Raw genomic sequence first — 16,762 nt, 5'->3', positions numbered from 1 at the left:
GCCCACGACTCGATCAGCTTGGGCGAGGACAGGTCGTGCTCGCGGGCCAGCTCGAGCGCGGTCGCCTCACCGCTGACATAGCGACGCACGACCTCGAGCTTGAACTCGAAGGTGAACGACCGTCTGTCCGGCTTGTCCATCAGCGCTCCCGCGCTCCACAACCTCCAACGATCGTGCAAGCGTCGCACCGCCGCCGCGGACACCTCCAACCGGGTCGCGACAGCATCTCTGCCATACCCGGCCTCGAACAACGCAACAGCGGACTCCCGCTGCTGCTCAGACAACGAACTCTGTGGACGCAACGAACCACTCCCCGGAGAGTCGGAACTGGATTCCCAGTCCAACTTCCGGGGAGCGGTTCACCCGCACCCGGCCCGTCGGCGCTGCCGCATAGCGCCGGGCCGGAAGACCTCTGGTCCCGCGAGGACGACCGATGTCACTATGCCCCGATCGAAGGGTGGCGGCGCATTCAGAAGGGGGATACAAGGTCTTTATGCCCGAGTTGGAGCTCCGCCACCTCCGCGCGGTACGCACGATCGCCGAGGAGGGCAGCGTGACCAGGGCCGCGGCCCGGCTGGGTCTCACCCAGCCCGCCCTGTCCGCGCAGCTGCGCACGGTCGAAAGACTCGTCGGCGGTCAGCTCTTCGACCGCACGCGCAGCGGGTGCGTCCCCACGGACCTGGGCCGCCGCGTGCTGGGCACCGCGCGGCTGGTGCTCGACGAGATGGCACAGCTGGTCGGCTCGACCCGTCCCGCCGACCGGCGCGGGCCGCTGTTCTTCGGGTGCATCCCGATCCTGTACTTCGCCACGCTCGTCGAACGCCTGCGGCAGCTCAACGCCGACGTGCGCGCGGAGGTGCGGCCGTCGTCGGCGGAGATCGTGGACATGCTGGAGGCGGGACAGGTGCACGTCGCCCTGTTCGAGTTCTTCGACGGCATGCACGCCCGCGACCTCGCGGGCATCGAGCTGCGCAAGCTCGTGACCGAACCGGCGTTCGTGGCGCTGCCGGAGACCGACCCGCTGGCGGAGCAGGAGGACGTCGAGCTGGCGCAGCTGGCCGGCCGCGACTGGGTGGCGCCACCGCCGCAGCACATCGGCTCGCGGACCCAGATGTTCCAGGTGTGCGCCGACGCGGGGTTCGTGCCGCGGCTGACGCACCACACCGGTGAGGCGAGCATGGCCCGCGGCCTGGTGGCGGGCGGCTGCGTCTCGTTCGCCGCGGCGCCGTCCAGGGGCGGGGACGGCATCGTGATCCGGCGGCTGCGCGGGATGCCGCTGATGACGGACATCTTCGTGGCCACCCGGCGGGACTCTCCCGTGGCGGGGCGGGCGCACGAGGTGTTCGCGTGCGCCGCCGACGCCTACCGGTCGGTGCTGGACCGCAACCCCGAGTACCGCAAGTGGTGGGACGCCCACCCGGAGGCGCACCCCGAGCTGGCCTGAGCGCGGGTCAGACCTGGATCGGCCGCGTCGGACGGCCGATCAGCTTCTCCAGGTCGGGCCGCACCTCGGCGAACACGCCTTCGCGGATGGACTTGAAGAAGTCCACGATGATCGGGGGCAGACCGGCGGCGAGCAGGTCGTCGTCGCTCACGTCGCGGAACCGGTCGCCGGCGAGCTCGGGGAACGACCACGAGGTGGAGCCGGTGAGCTCGTAGACCTGGCCCTCGTGGCCCGGCGTCGTGAGCACGACGGCGGCGGCCAGGGCGTAGTCGTCACGGGCGGCGCTCGCGACGCGGCCGTCCTTGGTGGACAGGGCGACGGTCTCGCCGGCCAGCGCGCCGAGGTAGTTCTCGTGGTACATGCCGTTGCGCAGGATCGTGAACGGGATGCCGGTCGCGCGGATGGCCTCCTCGGTGGCCTTGTGCACGACGGCCACGGCGGCCGGTGAGGTGTCCGCGTCGGTGATGCTCGTGTAGAAGATGTGGCCCACGCCGTGCTCGACGGCCTTGGCGACGGCGTTCTTGTGCTGCTGGACGCGGGTGTCGGCGTCGGGGGCCTCGGCGGAGATGACCAGCAGCTTGTCGGCGCCCGCGAAGTTCAGGGTCTCGGGCCGGTCGAAGTCGCCCTGGCGGACCTCCACGCCGGTCAGCGTGAACTTGTCCGGGTTGCGGACGGAGACGACGACCTGCTCGTCGGTGCGGTCGAGGACGTAGCGGACGACTGCGTTGCCGAGCTGGCCGGTTGCTCCGGTGATGAGGATCGTCATGGCGCAAACAGTAGGGAGAGCGCTAACCTCTGGAAAGTACCCACTTTCGAGTGGGGTACTTACTCGGAGGTGAGCATGCAGATCAGCGACTGTCCGGAACGCGCGATCATGGAGCACGTCACCAGCAAGTGGGGCGTCATGGCCCTGCACGTGCTGTCGGACGGCGGGTCGTGGCGGTTCAGCGCGCTGCGCCGGGAGCTGGAGAACGTCGTCAGCGAGAAGATGCTCACCCAGACGCTGCGGACGCTGGAGCGGGACGGGTTCGTCCACCGGGACGTGAAGCCGGTGATCCCGCCGCACGTCGAGTACGCCCTCACGCCCCTCGGCAAGGGCGCCGCCAACCACCTCGTGGCGCTCGCGCACTGGATCGAGGCGAACCAGCCGGAGATCTCCCAGGCGCAGCAGCGCTATGACAGCCCCTGAGCCGGACCGGAGCCGAGCCGGTTGAACATCGGGTCGCTCACCCGAATGCTTCGTGAACGTTCTCACTGTTTTCGCGATAGCCCGACAAATACATCGGACGTATCACGATCAGGGGGCGCATTCTCACACGATCGGCTGGCACAATGGACCAATGGCCCAACCGTTCACCGACGAAAGCCATCCGGCGGAGCCCTACCCGGGCACTCGTCCAGACCACTGTTTCGTTCACGTGGACGAAACAGGCTGGCCAGTGCGCCCGGACCTCACGATGGACTCCGGATGGCGGGTTGAGCCGGAGAACATCGATCTAGACCAATGGCTCGCAAACCACGGTCAGCCGCCGCTGGCGGCCCGAATGCCGGTGCTCGGGTACGGCTCCAACGCCAACCCGAGCAAGCTCACCTGGCTCCGCGAGGAGCTGGGCCTCGAAGGCCCCGCAGTCGTGCTCCGCGCACGGTGCGAGGGCCTTTCTGCTGTCTGGGCCGCGGGTCTGCGGATGCGCGACGGACAGCGGCCCGCGACTCTCGCGGGCGCTCCCGGTGTCGTCGAGGAGCACTCCATCTGGTTCGCCACGCCTGAACAGCTGCGCGTGCTGGACCGCTGCGAGGGACGCGGGCTGCGCTATCGGCTCGTACGTCTGCACACGGGCCGTGTCGTGCTCTACAACGGCGGCGTCATCGACAGCGTGCTGGCCTACACGGCAGGCTCCAAGAAGCGGATGCCCGTGCTTTTCAACGGCCGTATGGTCCGTTGTGCGGACGTGTCGCAGCGGGGCGCACGCGTGCTGGGCGAGAGGCCGGCGATGACGGACGGACTGGACGTGAGCGAGGTCCACGGCGACCCGTCGGCCGACGCGTGGCCGGAGCTGCTGTTCGTCTACGGCACGCTCCAGCCGGGAGGAAGCGCCTGGCACCTGATGGAGCCGCACGTCGTGGACTCCGAGAAGACCCACCTGCCCGGCACGTTGCTCGACACGGGCCTCGGCTACCCCGCCCTGCGCCCCGGCGCCGGCCTGGGCGTGCCCGGCCACGTGCTGCGGCTGAAGTCGCCGGAGGTGGCCCTGCCGGGGCTGGACGAGTACGAGGGCACCGACTACCGGCGCGTGCGCGTGGTGCTGCCCGACGGCCGGATCGCGTGGACCTACATCTGGACGGCCCCGGTCGACGGCATGGCCGAGCTCGCGGACGGATGGGACGTCCACCAGATCCGGTGAATTTCCGGCAGGTTGTGTGGGCTTCCGGTGATTCGGGCACATCCTTCGATAGGAGGTGCACCCATGACTCGTCGGTTGATCGCATGTGGACTGCTGGTGCTCGCTTCCGCCACGGCTTGCGGGACGAGAGAAACGGACAGCGCGTCGCAGACGCTGCCGACGTCGGACCCGACGTCGTCGTCGGCGTCATCGTCATCCAGCGCCGGCCCGTCCGTCTCGCAGGCCGCCGAGTCCGGGGCCCCCGAGTCGAACGCGGCGGCGCCCGCCGTGAAGCGTTGCGACTCCTCCACGCTCACGGGTGAGGTCGTCCCGACGGACGCGGGCGCGGGCAACCGGTACGGCAGGTTCGTCGTGACGAACTCCGGCTCGGCACCCTGCACGCTGAACGGGTACAGCGGCTTCCAGCTGGAGAACGCCTCCGGCGCCGTGCCGACCAAGCTGGAGCGCAAGGCGGACCCCGGACCCACGACGGTGACGCTCGCACCGGGCGCCAAAGCCGCGGCGAACCTGCACTGGAACGTCATCCCCGCGGGTGAGGAGCCGGTGAAGGGCGCCTGCCAGCCGGAGCCGTCGAAGGCCGCGGCCATCCCGCCCAACGAGACGGCGCCGGTGAGCGTGCCGTGGACGTTCGGGTCGGTGTGCTCGGGCGGCAAGATCGAGATCAGCGCGTTCTACGCCGCCTAGGTGGCGGAACCGACGACCGCCGCGGGAGTGCCGATGCGGTGCCCACTGTGGACTCCGCTCGGCCCGGCACCCCCGCGGCGGTCGTCCGCGCGCGAGGCCGTCACTCGGGTGCCGGAGTCCGCCCGGCGGGTGATCTGACACCATTCGCGGTGTCATGGACGAAGACGACCTCGTGCTGCTGGTCACCGTCGTGGTCGAGGCGGCGGACGAGCAACAGGCGCGCGCCGCGTGCGACGCGCTGATCCGCCGTGCCGGTGCCCACGTCGTGGACGCCCGCGACTGCTCCGACGAGGAGCCCGGCTGCTGGGCCGTCGTGCTCACCCGGCCGAGCGACGAGAAGGCCACCCACAACGTCTCCGCGGCGCTCGCGAGGGCCGTGCGGACCTTCGTGCGGGGCCTCGGCGACGACTTCCCGACCCCGCGGGTGGCGTGCGAGCCGCCGACGGCGTGGACGGTGCTGGACGAGCCGGGGCTCATCACGGCCCTCGTGCCGGGCGCGGAACGCGTTCTGGTCGAGGCGTGGGCCGGGGACGACCCCTTCGGCGCGGGCACTTTGCGTGACAACGCCGCGTCGAGACCCTCGTGATTCACCCAGCCGGTCGTGGTTGTGGACAACAGCCCGTAGAGCGCCGGTGTGACCGTTGCAACACCCGTGGTGAAGAGGCCAGCGGCGCGCTCAACTGATCATTAAATCAAGGCCCGTTCGAGTGGATTCAGGCATCTACCCGGTTAGCGCATCTTCGCTCTCAACTGTGAAAATCTGGGCACAATCTCTACAGAGGGTGGTTGTACGACCACTCTGTTCCGGGAGGGTTCGGGAGCCGACATGGCCAGCATCGAAGAGGTCCGTGCCGCAATCGCCCAGGCGATAGACAAGGCGAGCCAAAGCCAGTCGGCCCTCCAGCAGGCGGCCGAGCTCGCCGAGGACGCGCAGCAGCTGCTCACATCGGTCACACAGGGCTCCGTGCAGGCGGACGTCGAGACGACGAACGCGCAGTTCCAGCAGGTCGTGTCGGGTGTGAGCGAGCTGCAGAACTACCTCGGCGCCGGCATCTCCGGGGCCGAGGGCATCAACAGCAGGCTTTGATGGCGTCCATCGCCGAGGTTCGCGCCGTGCTCGAGCAGGTGAGCGAGTTTCTGCGTGAGTCGTACCGGAGCGTGCGGTCAGCGCAGGAGGGCCTGGACGAGGCGGTGGCGATCCTCGCCGAGTCGAGCGAGAACCACCACGAGTCGCTTCTTCCACCGGAGTTCGTGCGCGCGAAGGAAAGATTCCCCGATCAGCTGGAGTTGATGGTGGGAACCCTAGAGCGCATCCAACGACTCACCGTGGAGCTGTGATGAGCAGGCGCGACGACCGGCGGCGAAGGATCGAGGACTCCTTCGCCGAGTTCCAGCGCGCCGTCTCGGCCGCGCTGGGCTCGGTGGCGCGGGAGCACAGGGCCCTCGCGACCGAGCACGCGAAGGACCTGGTCGAGTTCACCGTGCGCGGGACCGGCATCGACAGAGCGCTGCGCGACAGCGCGCTGACCGACGTGACGCCGTTCCTCACGGTCGACGAGAAGCGCATCGGGAACCCGCGCCAGGCCCCGCTGTCGATGGCGGAGTTCCAGGACCGCCTCGCCCAGATCAGGCACGACTGGCAGCAGTCGTACCACGAGTGGACCACCACGGGTCCCGACCAGCTGACCGAGCTGGTGAACTCCGTGGCCCGCGGGCCCGCCTCGTGGCCGTACGAGTCGTGGCTCGGCCACCCCGGCACGCACGACGGCAGCGAGGGCGTGCCGGAGCTGTGGCGGATCGGCACCGGCGAGGTGGTCTCCGCGCCGGAGGCGGCGCCGTTCCCCGTCGCGGTCCCCCTGCTCGACCAGTCGCACCTGCACATCTCGTCCACCCCGGACAGCCGCCAGCTCGCGGACGGTCTGGTGGAGAGCCTGCTGCTGCGGGTGCTCTCGCACTTCCAGCCCGGCCTCGTGCACGTCCACGTGTGGGACGTCGGCCAGCTCACCGGGTCGTTGCCGGGGCTCTACCCGCTGACCCGCGCGAACCTGCTGACGGTGCACGACCCGGCACGTCTGCACGAGCTGCTCGACGAGCTGTCCGAGCACATCCGCCAGGTGCACACCAAGGTCCTGGTCGACGGGCACCTGACCGTCCGTTCGGTCAGCGGTGAGGGCCGGCGCACCGAACCGTGGCGGATCGCCGTGCTGTTCGGCAACCGCAAGGCGTTGCGGGAGGAGCACCAGCAGCAGCTGCAACGCGTGGCGCGCAACGGTTTGGCGTGCGGCGTGCAGCTGTTCATCGTGGACATCCCGATCACGGTCAACTCTCCGGTGGAGACCGTGGTGCTGCGCTCCGACGGCTCCGCGACGTGCACGATGACCGGCAAGGACGTCCGCGTGACGCTGGACCCGGCGTTCCCGCGCACCCTCGTGCCGCGCGCGTGCGCCGCCATCGCCGAGAAGCGCGAGGAACGCCGTTCGCGGATGGGCACGTTCGGCGACCTGCTGCCGGACCGGCCGTGGACGGAGAGCTCGGCGGCGGGCGTGATCGCGCCGGTCGGGTTCGACGACGGCGAACAGGTCTGCGTGCAGCTCGGCGACACCTCGCCGCACGCGCTGGTCGGTGGCCCGTCCGGTTCCGGCAAGACGAACTTCCTCTACGCCATGCTCGGCTCGCTGTGCGCGCGGTACTCGCCGGACGAGCTGGAGCTGTACCTGCTGGACTTCAAGGAGGGCGTGTCGTTCGCGCAGTTCGCGCCGGGCCGCAAGGACCCGTCGTGGCTGCCGCACGCCCGCCTGGTCGGCGTGAACGTCAACACCGACCGCGAGTTCGGCGTGGCGCTGCTGAAGTTCCTGGCCGACGAGATGCGCAGGCGCGCGGACGCGGCCAAGCAGCACGAGGTCACCAAGCTGGAGCACCTGCGCGCGGAGGACCCCGGTGGCCGCTGGCCGCGGATCGTCGCCGTGATCGACGAGTTCCAGTACCTGTTCGGCGAACGCGACCAGGTGACGGCCGCGGCGACGCAGCTGCTGGAGGACGTGGCGCGGCGCGGCCGGTCGCAGGGCATCCACCTGGTGCTGTCGTCGCAGGACGTCTCGGGCATCGAGGGGTTCTGGGGCAAGTCGGCGATCTTCGAGCAGTTCACCGTGCGCATCGCGCTGCCCAAGGCCCGCCGGGTGCTGGCGGAGCCGCAGAACGACGCCGCCGTGGAGCTGCCGCGCTGGCACGCGGTGATCAACCACGAGTCGGGCGTGAAGCCGGGCAACGAGATCTGCCGGGTGCCGGACTCGACGGCCAAGGGCACGATGGACTTCCTGCAGAACGAGCTGTGGCGCCGGGAGCCGGGCCAGGCCCCCGGCCTGTTCGACGGCAGCAAGGTCCCGCTGCTCGACGCCCTGCCGGACTTCTCCGACCTGCGGCCGGGCGACGCATCACCTACCGTGCTCCTCGGACAGGTCATCGACGTCGCGGGCAGCGCGGCACGCGTTCGCTTCGCGCGCACGCCGGGCCGCAACATCGCGGTGATCGGTTCCGTGGTCCAGGACGCGGCCGCGGTGCTCGGCGGAGCGGCCGCGTCCCTGGGCAGGCAGCACCACCCGCGCGGGGCGCGGTTCACGCTGGCCTGCCTGGTCGACGAGGCGGAGCCGTCGGCACAGCACCTGTCCAAGCGCCTGCGAGCGGACGGCCACGAGGCCGAAGTCATCTACCTGGACGGCATCCGCGAGGTTCTGGACGAGACCGCAAAGGACCTCCAGGCGATCGGCAAGGGCGAGACGGACGCGCCGCTGACTTCGCACTACCTGGTGCTCTACGGCGTGGACGCGGCGCAGACGTTGCTGGAGCAGAAAGATCCGGCGACCCGTGCGTCCGGTGTGGACAGTCTGCGGACCGTGCTCAAGCACGGGCCGGAGAACCGCACGCACGTCCTCGGCTGGTGGCGCGGTGTGCAGCGGCTGAAGGCGAGCCTGCCGCCGGGCGTCTACGACGACATCGGCGCCTGGGTGGCGTTCGACGTCCAGGGCAAGGAACTGCTGTCGCTCGGACCTGAGCAGGTCATGTCGTGGTCCCCGAGGCCGCGCCGCGGCCTGTTCTTCGACCGGTTCGAGCACTCGCGACCGCAAGTGATCATCCCGTTCGACACAGGAGAAGCGTGATGAACCCGATGATGACGACCATGTTCGACCCGGTCCCGCCGCAGCGCGGGAGCGAGCAGCCACCGCGCCGCACCGAGGAGGTGGCTCCGGCGCCCGCGTTGTCCGCGGTCGAGCGCTACAAGGAGATCATCGCCATCGCCACCGACGCGGCGGCCCGCCAGCGCAAGCTGGACGAGGTGCGGTGCGCCGAGCTCGCGCAGCGGATCGCGGCCACGCAGCAGCGGATCGCCGAGGTGAGCGACCGCGAACGGGTCGTGCGGATGGGCGCCCACCTGCACTGGGAGTCGGCGGTCGAGCAGCTCTGGAACGAACGCTGGCTGCAGATGGTCCCGTTCCCCAAGGCGGACGAGTCGGTCCCGCCCCGCCCGCAGGGCGAGTACCTCAAGGCGATGGACGTCGCGTACCAGGCGCTGGAGGACTCGCTCGCGAAGCGAACCCTGTTGCGCCGCAAGCAGAAGGACTGAGTGCGCCGCCTGCGCACCCCGGCCTGCGTGCACGACGCCAGCGACGACCCGTTCATCCGCTGGGCGTCCCAGGCACTCGGCGCCGGCGGTGCGGCCTGGGAACACCACGGCGCGGTGGCCGTGCACGCCCCGTGCCTGGCCAGACGCCGCCGCCTGGTCCTCTCCGGCCCGGCGGAGGGGGTGGCCTCCCTCCTGGCCGCCCACGGCCGCGGCGTGGAGCTGAGGCCGCAGCTGGAGGTGTCGCTGGCCCGCGAGGTCACCGAGCTGATGCCGTCCGAGTGGGCCGAGGACAAGCCGTTCGGCTGGATGGACCGCACCGGCGCCCTGGACCTGCCACCGGAGGCGGGCTGGCTTCCGGCCACGGACGCCGTGACGTCCCTGCTGCGGCTGGCGAACCCGGACTCCTGGGCCTGGCCGGGCGAGACGGGCGTGCGGCGCTGGGCGGGCGTCCACGTCGCCGGCACCCTCGCGGCCACGGCGGCGGAAGCGTGGTCGTCGGAGCACGTCGGCTTCATGATGGGTGTCGCCGTCCACCCCGAGCACCAGGGCAGAGGTCTGGGCCTGCGCGTGTGCCAGTTCGTCGCGTCGTCCCTGCTCTCCCGGTACGGGACGTGCGCGCTGTTCGTCGACGACGGCAACGCCGCGGCCATCGCCCTCTACCGCAAGCTGGGCTTCACGCTCCGGCAGGTCACGACACTCCTCCCTGCGCCATAGGTCACAAGCCGGAACACTTGGTGACGCTCATCGGTTGAAACGGATTACTGATCCGCAACAGGGATGGAGAAGGTCACCCATGACCACCACCGCACTAGAGGTCCGGCTCGCGTCACGCCCGAAGGGCTGGCCGGCAGCGGAGAACTTCGAGATCGCCGAGGTGGAGGTCCCCGCACCGGCCGAAGGCCAGATCCTGGTGCGCAACCTGTTCATGAGCGTCGACCCGTACATGCGCGGCCGCATGAACGACGTCAAGTCGTACGTCCCGCCGTACCAGGTGGGTGCCCCGCTGGAGGGTGGCGCGGTCGGTGAGGTCGTCGCCTCCAACTCCCCCGACTTCGCCGTGGGCGACCACGCCCTGCACGGCCTGGGCTGGCGCGAGTACGCCGTCCTCGACGCGAGGTTCGCGGCCAAGGTCGACGGCTCGGTCGCGCCGCTGAGCACCTACCTCGGTGTCCTGGGCATGCCCGGTCTCACCGCCTACGCGGGCCTCCTCGTCACCGCCGAGTTCAAGGAGGGCGACGCCGTCTTCGTGTCCGGGGCGGCGGGCGCGGTGGGGCAGATCGTCGGCCAGGTCGCCCGGCTGAAGGGCGCCTCCCGGGTCATCGGCTCCGCCGGTTCGGCCGAGAAGGTCAAGTATCTGACCGAGGAGCTGGGCTTCGACGTCGCGTTCAACTACAAGGACGGCCCGGTGGCCGAGCAGCTGGCCGCGGCGGCGCCGGACGGCATCGACGTCTACTTCGACAACGTGGGCGGCGACCACCTCGAAGCGGCGATCAGCTCGCTCAACCTCAACGGCAGGGCCACCCTCTGCGGCGCGATCTCGCAGTACAACGCGACCGAGCCGCCCAAGGCCCCGCGCAACCTGTTCCAGCTCATCGGCAAGCGCCTCACGCTGCGCGGCATGCTGGTGGCCGACCACAAGGACCTGCAGCCGCAGTTCGTGGCGGAGATGGGCAAGTGGATCGCCTCCGGCGAGCTCAAGTACACCGAGACGGTCGTGGAGGGCGGCGTCCACCAGGCCGCGGACGCCTTCCTGGGCATGCTGCGCGGCGAGAACACCGGCAAGATGCTCGTCAAGTTCTGAGCGGTACCGGAAGCTCACCGGCCGGGTGACCGGTCCCCCGGGCCGTCTGCCGCGTCCCGGCTGGTGAGCGAGAGGGTGACCCCGCCGTGCGCGTGGGCGTCGTCGAGGGCGGCCGCGAGCCGGTCGGCGAGGACTCCGGCGAGCTGCGCGCGGCGGGTCCAGCGGAGGCTGCTCGCGTTGAGCCGCAGGCACTTCGCGGGCTGAGCCGGTCAGATCAGCTTGCCGGGGTTCAGGATTCCGGCCGGGTCGAGCCGGTCCTTCACCGCGCGCAGCACGTCCGTGCCGATCGGCCCGATCTCGCCCGCGAGCCACGGCCGGTGGTCCCGGCCGACCGCGTGGTGGTGCGTGATCGTGCCGAGCCGCGAGATCGCGTCCGACGCCGCCACCTTCGCGCGTTCCCACTGCCGCACCGGGTCGTCGAGGTCCCGTGGCACCAGCACCGTGAAGTACAGCGACGCCCCGGTCTCGTAGGCGTGCGAGATGTGGCACATGACGATCGGGTCGCCCAGCTCGGCGCGCAACGCGGTCTTCACCGCCTCGCGCAGCTCGGAGACGCGGGACCAGTGCGTGGCGGTCTCCAAGGTCTCGACGCACACCCCCGCGTCGATCAACGCGTCCCGCTGCCGAGGGCCGTTGAACCGCCCGTGCAGCCAGGACTTCCCCATCGCACCACCGAGACGGACGACCTTCCGCCCTGCCAGCGCGCGCATGGTCGTGGCGCGCGACCGGCACTCCCAGCCGAGGATCACCAGGCACGGGTTCTTCACGCCGCGGAACCGCAGGTACTTCTTCACCACGCCGGCGCGGGACCCGGCCAGCGCGAGGGCCACCTCCGTCTCGTCCACATCGGACAGACGCGTGACGTCCGCGAGCGCCCCGTCCTGGGCGAGGGCGCGCACGAGGTCGGCACCGGCCTCCCACCCGTCGACGACGAAGCCCTCGTACCGGGGGTCGCGCGGCCGGGGCCGCACCCGCACGGACACCTCGGTGATCACGCCGAACAGACCCTCGCTGCCGAGCACCAACTGTTTCAGGTCCGGACCGGCGGCGGACGCGGGTGCCGCACCGGCGACCCACTCGCCGACGGGCGTGGCGACCCGGACCGACTCCACCACGTCCTCGAACCGGCCGTATCCGGACGACGCCTGACCGGCGGACCGCGTGGCCGCGAACCCGCCGATGGTCGCCCGCTCGAACGACTGCGGCACGTGCCCGAGCGTGAACCCGTGCTCCCCAAGCATCCGCTCGGCCTCCGGCCCGGTCACCCCCGCCTGCAGCACGGCCACCCGCGACACCGGGTCGACCGACACCAGCTCGGACAACCCGCCGAGGTCCAGGGCCACCACCGCGGACTTGTCGCCGCGCAACGCCTCGACGCCGCCCACGACGGACGTGCCGCCACCGAACGGCACCACCGCCACGTCGTGCTCGACGCAGACCTTGAGGATCTCCACGACCTGGTCGGGCGAGCCGGGCCGGACGACGCCGTCGGGCACCGCCGGTTCCCCGTGCCCGCGGTGCCGGAGCAGGTCGAGGTAGGACAGGCCACCGGCACGTGCCAGCCGGTCCCCGGCGTCGACCGACACCGGGCAGACCGCCTCCAGCGCCGTGAAGGCGTCCTCCGACAACGCCGAGTCCGGCGCCTCGACGGGCACCTCGGGCAGCGGCTCGCCCAGCCCGACCCGGTCGCGCAGCCACGCCAGCGCGTGCGGGGGGAGCGGTGTGGTCTCGGCAGTCCATCGGGCCCTGGTCACTGCTACAGTGTTACACATGACGTCCCAACGTCACACCCACGACGCCCTGCTCGACGCCACCCGCGAGTGCGTGCTCGAAGTCGGAGTGCGCAGAACGACGCTCACCGACGTGGCGAAACGGGCCAACGTCAGCCGGATGACGCTCTACCGCCGCTACCCGGACGTGGACCACCTGGTCCGGGCGCTGATGACCCGCGAGTTCGCCACGCTGCTCGACGCGGTCGAACAGGCCACCCGCGAGGGCAACGCGCGCCAGCAGCTCGTCCGGCGGTCCACCGACGCCATCCGGCTGCTCACGTCGAACCCGCTCATGCAGCGCGTCCTGCAGCTGGACGCCGACCTGATGCTGCCCTACCTCACCGACCGGCTCGGCAGCACGCAGCGGCTGGTCGAGCAGTTCCTGGTCGGCCAGATCGAGGCGGGGCACCTCGACGGCTCGATCCGGTTCGGGGACGCGAAGACGCAGGCCCGCGTCGTGCTGCTGACCACGCAGTCGATGGTGCTGTCGATGCGGCCCGCCACGTCGGGGCTCGACTTCGTCCCGCTGATCGAGGAACTGGCCAAGCAGCTGGACGGAGCGCTGAAACCGTGAACACGTCCCTGAACGCCACCCGCCGCCTGCTGGACCTGGCGGCGGCCGGGGAGCAGGTCGCGGACGTGCTCGTCGTCGGTGGCGGGGTCACCGGCGCGGGCGTCGCGCTCGACGCGGCCTCCCGCGGTCTCCGCACGGTCCTGCTGGAGGCGCACGACCTGGCGTTCGGGACGTCCCGCTGGTCCAGCAAGCTCGTCCACGGCGGCCTGCGCTACCTCGCGAACGGCGAGGTGAAGCTCGCCCACGAGAGCGCGGTCGAGCGCGGCGTCCTCATGACCAGGACGGCACCGCACCTGACCCGCACGCTGCCGATGCTCTTCCCGTTGCACAACGGCTCGAACCACTTCGTGATGGCCGGGCTGAAGGCGGGCAACGCGCTGCGCATCGCCGCGGGCACCCCCGCCTCCGTGCTGCCGCGCCCGCGCCGGGTACCGAGGCACGAGGCGCTGGCGCTCGTCCCGGGGCTCAGCCGGGAGAACCTGGTCGGCGGCCTGCTCAACTACGACGGCCAGCTCGTCGACGACGCCCGGCTGGTCGTGGCACTCGCGCGCACGGCGGCCGGGTACGGCGCGAAGATCCTCACCCGCGCGAAGGTCCTGACGCTGCAAGGCGATGGCGCCGAGGCGGAGGACACGCTCACCGGCACCCGGTTCTCGGTCAGGGCCAGAGCGGTGATCAACGCGACGGGCGTCTGGGCCGGCACGCTCGCGCCCGTGCGGCTGCGTCCGTCGCGGGGCTCGCACCTCGTCCTGGACGCGATCGCCGTCGGGCTGAGCGCGACCGCGCTGACGATCCCCGTTCCCGGCGAACGCAACCGCTACGCCTTCCTGCTGCCCCAGGAGAACGGCCGCGCGTACCTCGGCCTGACCGACGAGCCGGTGGACGACGTCCCGGACGTCCCCGGCGTGCCGGAGTCCGATGTGGACTTCCTGCTCCGCACCGCTTCCACCGTCCTGCAACGGGAGCTGACGCGGGAGGACGTGATCGGCAGCTACGCCGGGCTGCGCCCGCTGCTGGAGGCGCAGGGCACCACGGCGGACCTGTCCCGCCACCACGCCGTGCTGAAGGCGCCCAACGGCGTGATCACGGTCGTCGGCGGCAAGCTCACCACCTACCGCAGGATGGCGGCGGACGCGGTCGACGCGGCGAACCTGACGCGGGTCCTGTGCCGCACCAAGGACATCCGCCTGGTCGACGACCGGCCCGCGCCCACCACGCCGATCGCTCCGGGCGTCACCGAGGCCGACGTCGTCCACGCGATCCGGCACGAGGGGGCGCTCGACGCCGACGACGTGCTGGACCGGCGCACCCGCATCGGCCTGGTGCCCGCGGACCGCGCGAAGGCCGCGCCGGAGATCGAGAAGCTGCTGGCCGCGGTGTGACGAGAGCGGGGCGCCCCCTCAGGGACGCCCCGCTTCCAGCGCAAGAACCTCGTCAGCGCGCGATCACTCGCCGATGACCGGCTTCGCGGCCTTGGGCGGGTCGACGAGCGCGTCGCCCTCGATCCGCACCTTCCGCTTGTGCTCGCCACCGCCCTGCTGGCCACCGGCGGCGCCCGCCATCGGCATGCCGCCCATCATGCCCATGCCACCGGCTCCGCGCGGTGCTCCGCCACCGGGGGCGCCCGCGGCGGGAGCGGCGGCAGCCGCGGGACCGGTGCCCTGCGACATCACGCCGGCCGCGCCACCGAACTGGGTCGCCGCCGTACCGGCGCCACCGCCACCGGCGGGACCGCCGCCGAAGCCCGCGGGGATGCCGCCGCCTCCGCCGCCGCCCATGCCCTTGGCGGCACCGCCTCCGCCGCCACCGGAGGCGGCGGTCGAGGCGTTGTGCTCGCTCGCCGGGCGGTACCAGTCGGAGCTGCCCGTGACCGGCGGGATGACGCCGACCGACGGGGGCTTGACCGCGTTGCCACCGGCCGTCGTCGTGGTGTCCGGCTCCCAGTGGCCGGGGACCCAGCGGCCGCCCGTCCCGGTGCCCGCGCCACCACCGACGCCACCACCGGCGCCGCCGCCCGCACCGGAACCGGTGCCGACGCCCGGCGGGGTGTAGGGCGTGCCGACCTGGCCGCCGGTGCCGCCACCGGCACCGCCGCCCGCGCCACCCCTCGGGGTGCCGGACGGGGTCGGGATCGGGCTGACGACCGGTCCCGCCGCCCCGCCACCGCCCTGACCGGGGGTGGCCTGCCAGCCGGTCCTGTCGTTGGGCGTGAAGCCGCCGCTGACGTTGCCCAGGCCGTCGCCCGCGGTGTTGCGGCCGGTGCGGGTGTCGGTGACACCGCTCGTGAACGTGCCGTTGGCGCCGCCCGCTGCCCGCTCCTGGTCGGCACTGGTCAGGCCGCTGAAGCCGCCGGAGGTCGGCCTGGTGGCGCCGCCGCGGTTGGCCATCGCGGAGATCGCGTTGATGACCTGCTCGGCGGCCTTGGCGATCTGGGAGACCGACTTGACCAGGTTCAGCAGCTTCTGCACGGAGCCGACGAGCTTCTGCAGGAAGTCCGCGAGCTTCTTGGCGTACTTGACCGCGGTCGTGACGATGTCCGCGATCGCGTTCGCGATGGCGGCGCCGAAGGTCAGGAACGACGCCGCGAGCCACTGGATGATCTTCATGACCATGTCGGACACGGCCTGGCTGATCAGGTCCATGATCATCTTGCGGACGGTGCCGACGAGCTGGCCCGCGCCCTCGACCGCCCCGGCGATGCCCTCGACGGACTGCGCGAGGGTCTTGATGCCGGTCGAGTGCTTCTGGGCCGCGGCGCGATAGCCGTCGGCCGCCTTGCCCTGCCACTCGCGGGTCTGCGAGACGCAGATCTTCTCGTACTCGGTGGCGATGCCGTGGACCTGCTTGCCAGCCGACCGGAACGACTGGGCCATCGAGGCGATCGACTCGGGGCTGCCGAGCAGGACGTCGAACGGCTCGCGCAGGAAGTCGACGTGCTGGATGGCCCAGCTGAAGCCGGCCGACAGGAACCCGCTCAGCGGGTTCGCCGACAGGCCGACGATGCCCATGGCGGTGTTCGCGATGCCGAGGCCCGCGTTGACCCAGTCACCCCGCTCGATGGCGGAGTAGGTGGTGGAGATGCTGCTGACCAGCTGGGCCGGGTCGGTGCCCTGGGCCTGCGTCACGGGGGCGCTCATCCCCGGCCTCCCTGGAAGCCGAACATGTTGTCGAGGTCGATCTGCTCGTACTGCTCGATGGTCTCCTTGAGGGCGGAGCCCATGTCCATGAGCGAGTTGGCGGCCTTGCCGAGGTTGTCCTGCGACAGGCCCGCCTCCTGCAGGACCTTCTGCGCCAGGAACCCGAGGAAGACGCCGAACGCCTGCGTGGTGAGCGCGCCGGGCTGGCACGTCTCCGTGGCCTTGCGCATCCGCTCCATGAGCCGGTCCACGTTCGCGGCGTGGTTTCTCAGCTCGTCGAGGTCGATGTTGAAGTGTGTCGACTGCATCGCCTAGCCCCCTCCTCCTGCA

General features: G+C 71.2%; 19 protein-coding genes. 14 read left to right on the top strand and 5 right to left on the bottom strand.

Annotated features, from left to right (window positions below; all coding sequences use genetic code 11):
* Nucleotides 1-140, bottom strand: a 140-nt coding sequence (locus BLT23_RS42335) for a transposase (RefSeq protein WP_143036099.1), incomplete at its 3' end; no start/stop codon positions are given.
* 353 nt (nt 141-493) lie between these two features.
* On the opposite strand from BLT23_RS42335, the gene BLT23_RS30875 reads away from it, so the two are divergent.
* Nucleotides 494-1,444, top strand: coding sequence for a LysR family transcriptional regulator (locus BLT23_RS30875; protein WP_090055396.1), 951 nt, complete (start codon nt 494-496; stop codon nt 1,442-1,444).
* A gap of 7 nt (nt 1,445-1,451) precedes the next feature.
* On the opposite strand, the gene BLT23_RS30870 is transcribed toward BLT23_RS30875, so the two are convergent.
* Entirely contained in the window at nt 1,452-2,210 is a 759-nt protein-coding gene (locus BLT23_RS30870; protein ID WP_090055393.1) for an SDR family oxidoreductase, read from the bottom strand.
* Nucleotides 2,211-2,285: 75 nt separating this feature from the next.
* On the opposite strand from BLT23_RS30870, the gene BLT23_RS30865 reads away from it, so the two are divergent.
* From BLT23_RS30865 to BLT23_RS41025, 11 genes are all read left to right on the top strand, one after another.
* The gene (locus BLT23_RS30865) at nt 2,286-2,633 is read left to right on the top strand and encodes a winged helix-turn-helix transcriptional regulator (protein ID WP_090055491.1); all 348 of its coding nucleotides are present in this window, start codon (nt 2,286-2,288) and stop codon (nt 2,631-2,633) included.
* 355 nt (nt 2,634-2,988) lie between these two features.
* The gene (locus BLT23_RS30860; RefSeq protein ID WP_245744355.1) at nt 2,989-3,846 is read left to right on the top strand and encodes a gamma-glutamylcyclotransferase; all 858 of its coding nucleotides are present in this window, start codon (nt 2,989-2,991) and stop codon (nt 3,844-3,846) included.
* A gap of 63 nt (nt 3,847-3,909) precedes the next feature.
* Nucleotides 3,910-4,530 (top strand): DUF4232 domain-containing protein, encoded by a 621-nt coding sequence (locus tag BLT23_RS30855; protein WP_090055388.1) that lies wholly within the window; start codon nt 3,910-3,912, stop codon nt 4,528-4,530.
* Nucleotides 4,531-4,684: 154 nt separating this feature from the next.
* Nucleotides 4,685-5,116 carry a hypothetical protein gene (locus BLT23_RS30850; RefSeq protein WP_090055385.1) on the top strand — a complete coding sequence of 144 codons (432 nt, stop codon included), beginning with the start codon at nt 4,685-4,687 and terminating at the stop codon, nt 5,114-5,116.
* Between the two features lie 240 nt (nt 5,117-5,356).
* Entirely contained in the window at nt 5,357-5,617 is a 261-nt protein-coding gene (locus BLT23_RS30845) for a hypothetical protein (protein ID WP_053731857.1), read from the top strand.
* Complete coding sequence (locus BLT23_RS30840) at nt 5,617-5,868, top strand: hypothetical protein (protein WP_090055383.1); 252 nt, start codon at nt 5,617-5,619, stop codon at nt 5,866-5,868. The genes BLT23_RS30845 and BLT23_RS30840 overlap by 1 nt, the downstream gene beginning before the upstream one ends.
* Complete coding sequence (locus BLT23_RS30835; protein WP_090055379.1) at nt 5,868-8,684, top strand: FtsK/SpoIIIE domain-containing protein; 2,817 nt, start codon at nt 5,868-5,870, stop codon at nt 8,682-8,684. The genes BLT23_RS30840 and BLT23_RS30835 overlap by 1 nt, the downstream gene beginning before the upstream one ends.
* Nucleotides 8,684-9,148 (top strand): hypothetical protein, encoded by a 465-nt coding sequence (locus tag BLT23_RS30830; RefSeq protein WP_090055376.1) that lies wholly within the window; start codon nt 8,684-8,686, stop codon nt 9,146-9,148. Before BLT23_RS30835 ends, BLT23_RS30830 begins: the two co-directional genes overlap by 1 nt.
* A complete protein-coding gene (locus tag BLT23_RS30825) occupies nt 9,149-9,862 on the top strand; it encodes a GNAT family N-acetyltransferase (protein WP_090055372.1) in 714 nt (237 codons plus the stop codon).
* Nucleotides 9,863-9,941: 79 nt separating this feature from the next.
* A complete protein-coding gene (locus BLT23_RS30820; RefSeq protein ID WP_090055369.1) occupies nt 9,942-10,949 on the top strand; it encodes an NADP-dependent oxidoreductase in 1,008 nt (335 codons plus the stop codon).
* Nucleotides 10,950-11,012: 63 nt separating this feature from the next.
* Complete coding sequence (locus BLT23_RS41025) at nt 11,013-11,153, top strand: hypothetical protein (RefSeq protein ID WP_176946985.1); 141 nt, start codon at nt 11,013-11,015, stop codon at nt 11,151-11,153.
* A 5-nt stretch (nt 11,154-11,158) separates the two neighbouring features.
* Here the strand turns inward: BLT23_RS41025 and BLT23_RS30815 are convergent, their stop codons facing one another.
* Nucleotides 11,159-12,721: an FAD-binding oxidoreductase gene (locus BLT23_RS30815; protein WP_090055366.1), complete on the bottom strand. Its 1,563-nt coding sequence runs from the start codon at nt 12,719-12,721 to the stop codon at nt 11,159-11,161.
* Between BLT23_RS30815 and BLT23_RS30810 the strand changes: the two genes are divergently transcribed.
* Together BLT23_RS30810 and BLT23_RS30805 are read left to right on the top strand one after the other, a co-directional pair.
* Nucleotides 12,720-13,295 carry a TetR/AcrR family transcriptional regulator gene (locus BLT23_RS30810; protein ID WP_090055364.1) on the top strand — a complete coding sequence of 192 codons (576 nt, stop codon included), beginning with the start codon at nt 12,720-12,722 and terminating at the stop codon, nt 13,293-13,295. The genes BLT23_RS30815 and BLT23_RS30810 overlap by 2 nt on opposite strands.
* On the top strand, nt 13,292-14,677 hold the full coding sequence (locus BLT23_RS30805) for a glycerol-3-phosphate dehydrogenase/oxidase (protein ID WP_090055359.1): 1,386 nt from the start codon (nt 13,292-13,294) through the stop codon (nt 14,675-14,677). Before BLT23_RS30810 ends, BLT23_RS30805 begins: the two co-directional genes overlap by 4 nt.
* A 63-nt stretch (nt 14,678-14,740) precedes the next feature.
* On the opposite strand, the gene BLT23_RS30800 is transcribed toward BLT23_RS30805, so the two are convergent.
* Complete coding sequence (locus tag BLT23_RS30800; protein WP_143036098.1) at nt 14,741-16,432, bottom strand: WXG100 family type VII secretion target; 1,692 nt, start codon at nt 16,430-16,432, stop codon at nt 14,741-14,743.
* Entirely contained in the window at nt 16,429-16,740 is a 312-nt protein-coding gene (locus tag BLT23_RS30795; RefSeq protein ID WP_090055351.1) for a hypothetical protein, read from the bottom strand. Before BLT23_RS30795 ends, BLT23_RS30800 begins: the two co-directional genes overlap by 4 nt.
* Nucleotides 16,741-16,762 lie beyond the last annotated feature (22 nt).

The organism is Lentzea fradiae, assembly GCF_900100955.1.
GTDB classification, from domain to species: Bacteria; Actinomycetota; Actinomycetes; order Mycobacteriales; family Pseudonocardiaceae; genus Lentzea; species Lentzea fradiae.
Note: the sequence above shows the minus strand (reverse complement) of the source record. Positions and strands in the feature narration are given on the sequence as shown.

Excerpts from the sequence above, each read along its gene's own strand:
- BLT23_RS30875 (WP_090055396.1), top strand. The coding sequence starts at position 494 with ATGCCCGAGTTGGAGCTCCGCCACCTCCGCGCGGTACGCACGATCGCC.
- BLT23_RS30870 (WP_090055393.1), bottom strand. The coding sequence starts at position 2,210 with ATGACGATCCTCATCACCGGAGCAACCGGCCAGCTCGGCAACGCAGTC.
- BLT23_RS30865 (WP_090055491.1), top strand. The coding sequence starts at position 2,286 with ATGCAGATCAGCGACTGTCCGGAACGCGCGATCATGGAGCACGTCACC.
- BLT23_RS30860 (WP_245744355.1), top strand. The coding sequence starts at position 2,989 with ATGCCGGTGCTCGGGTACGGCTCCAACGCCAACCCGAGCAAGCTCACC.
- BLT23_RS30855 (WP_090055388.1), top strand. The coding sequence starts at position 3,910 with ATGACTCGTCGGTTGATCGCATGTGGACTGCTGGTGCTCGCTTCCGCC.
- BLT23_RS30850 (WP_090055385.1), top strand. The coding sequence starts at position 4,685 with ATGGACGAAGACGACCTCGTGCTGCTGGTCACCGTCGTGGTCGAGGCG.
- BLT23_RS30845 (WP_053731857.1), top strand. The coding sequence starts at position 5,357 with ATGGCCAGCATCGAAGAGGTCCGTGCCGCAATCGCCCAGGCGATAGAC.
- BLT23_RS30840 (WP_090055383.1), top strand. The coding sequence starts at position 5,617 with ATGGCGTCCATCGCCGAGGTTCGCGCCGTGCTCGAGCAGGTGAGCGAG.
- BLT23_RS30835 (WP_090055379.1), top strand. The coding sequence starts at position 5,868 with ATGAGCAGGCGCGACGACCGGCGGCGAAGGATCGAGGACTCCTTCGCC.
- BLT23_RS30830 (WP_090055376.1), top strand. The coding sequence starts at position 8,684 with ATGAACCCGATGATGACGACCATGTTCGACCCGGTCCCGCCGCAGCGC.
- BLT23_RS30820 (WP_090055369.1), top strand. The coding sequence starts at position 9,942 with ATGACCACCACCGCACTAGAGGTCCGGCTCGCGTCACGCCCGAAGGGC.
- BLT23_RS30810 (WP_090055364.1), top strand. The coding sequence starts at position 12,720 with ATGACGTCCCAACGTCACACCCACGACGCCCTGCTCGACGCCACCCGC.
- BLT23_RS30815 (WP_090055366.1), bottom strand. The coding sequence starts at position 12,721 with ATGTGTAACACTGTAGCAGTGACCAGGGCCCGATGGACTGCCGAGACC.
- BLT23_RS30800 (WP_143036098.1), bottom strand. The coding sequence starts at position 16,432 with ATGAGCGCCCCCGTGACGCAGGCCCAGGGCACCGACCCGGCCCAGCTG.
- BLT23_RS30795 (WP_090055351.1), bottom strand. The coding sequence starts at position 16,740 with ATGCAGTCGACACACTTCAACATCGACCTCGACGAGCTGAGAAACCAC.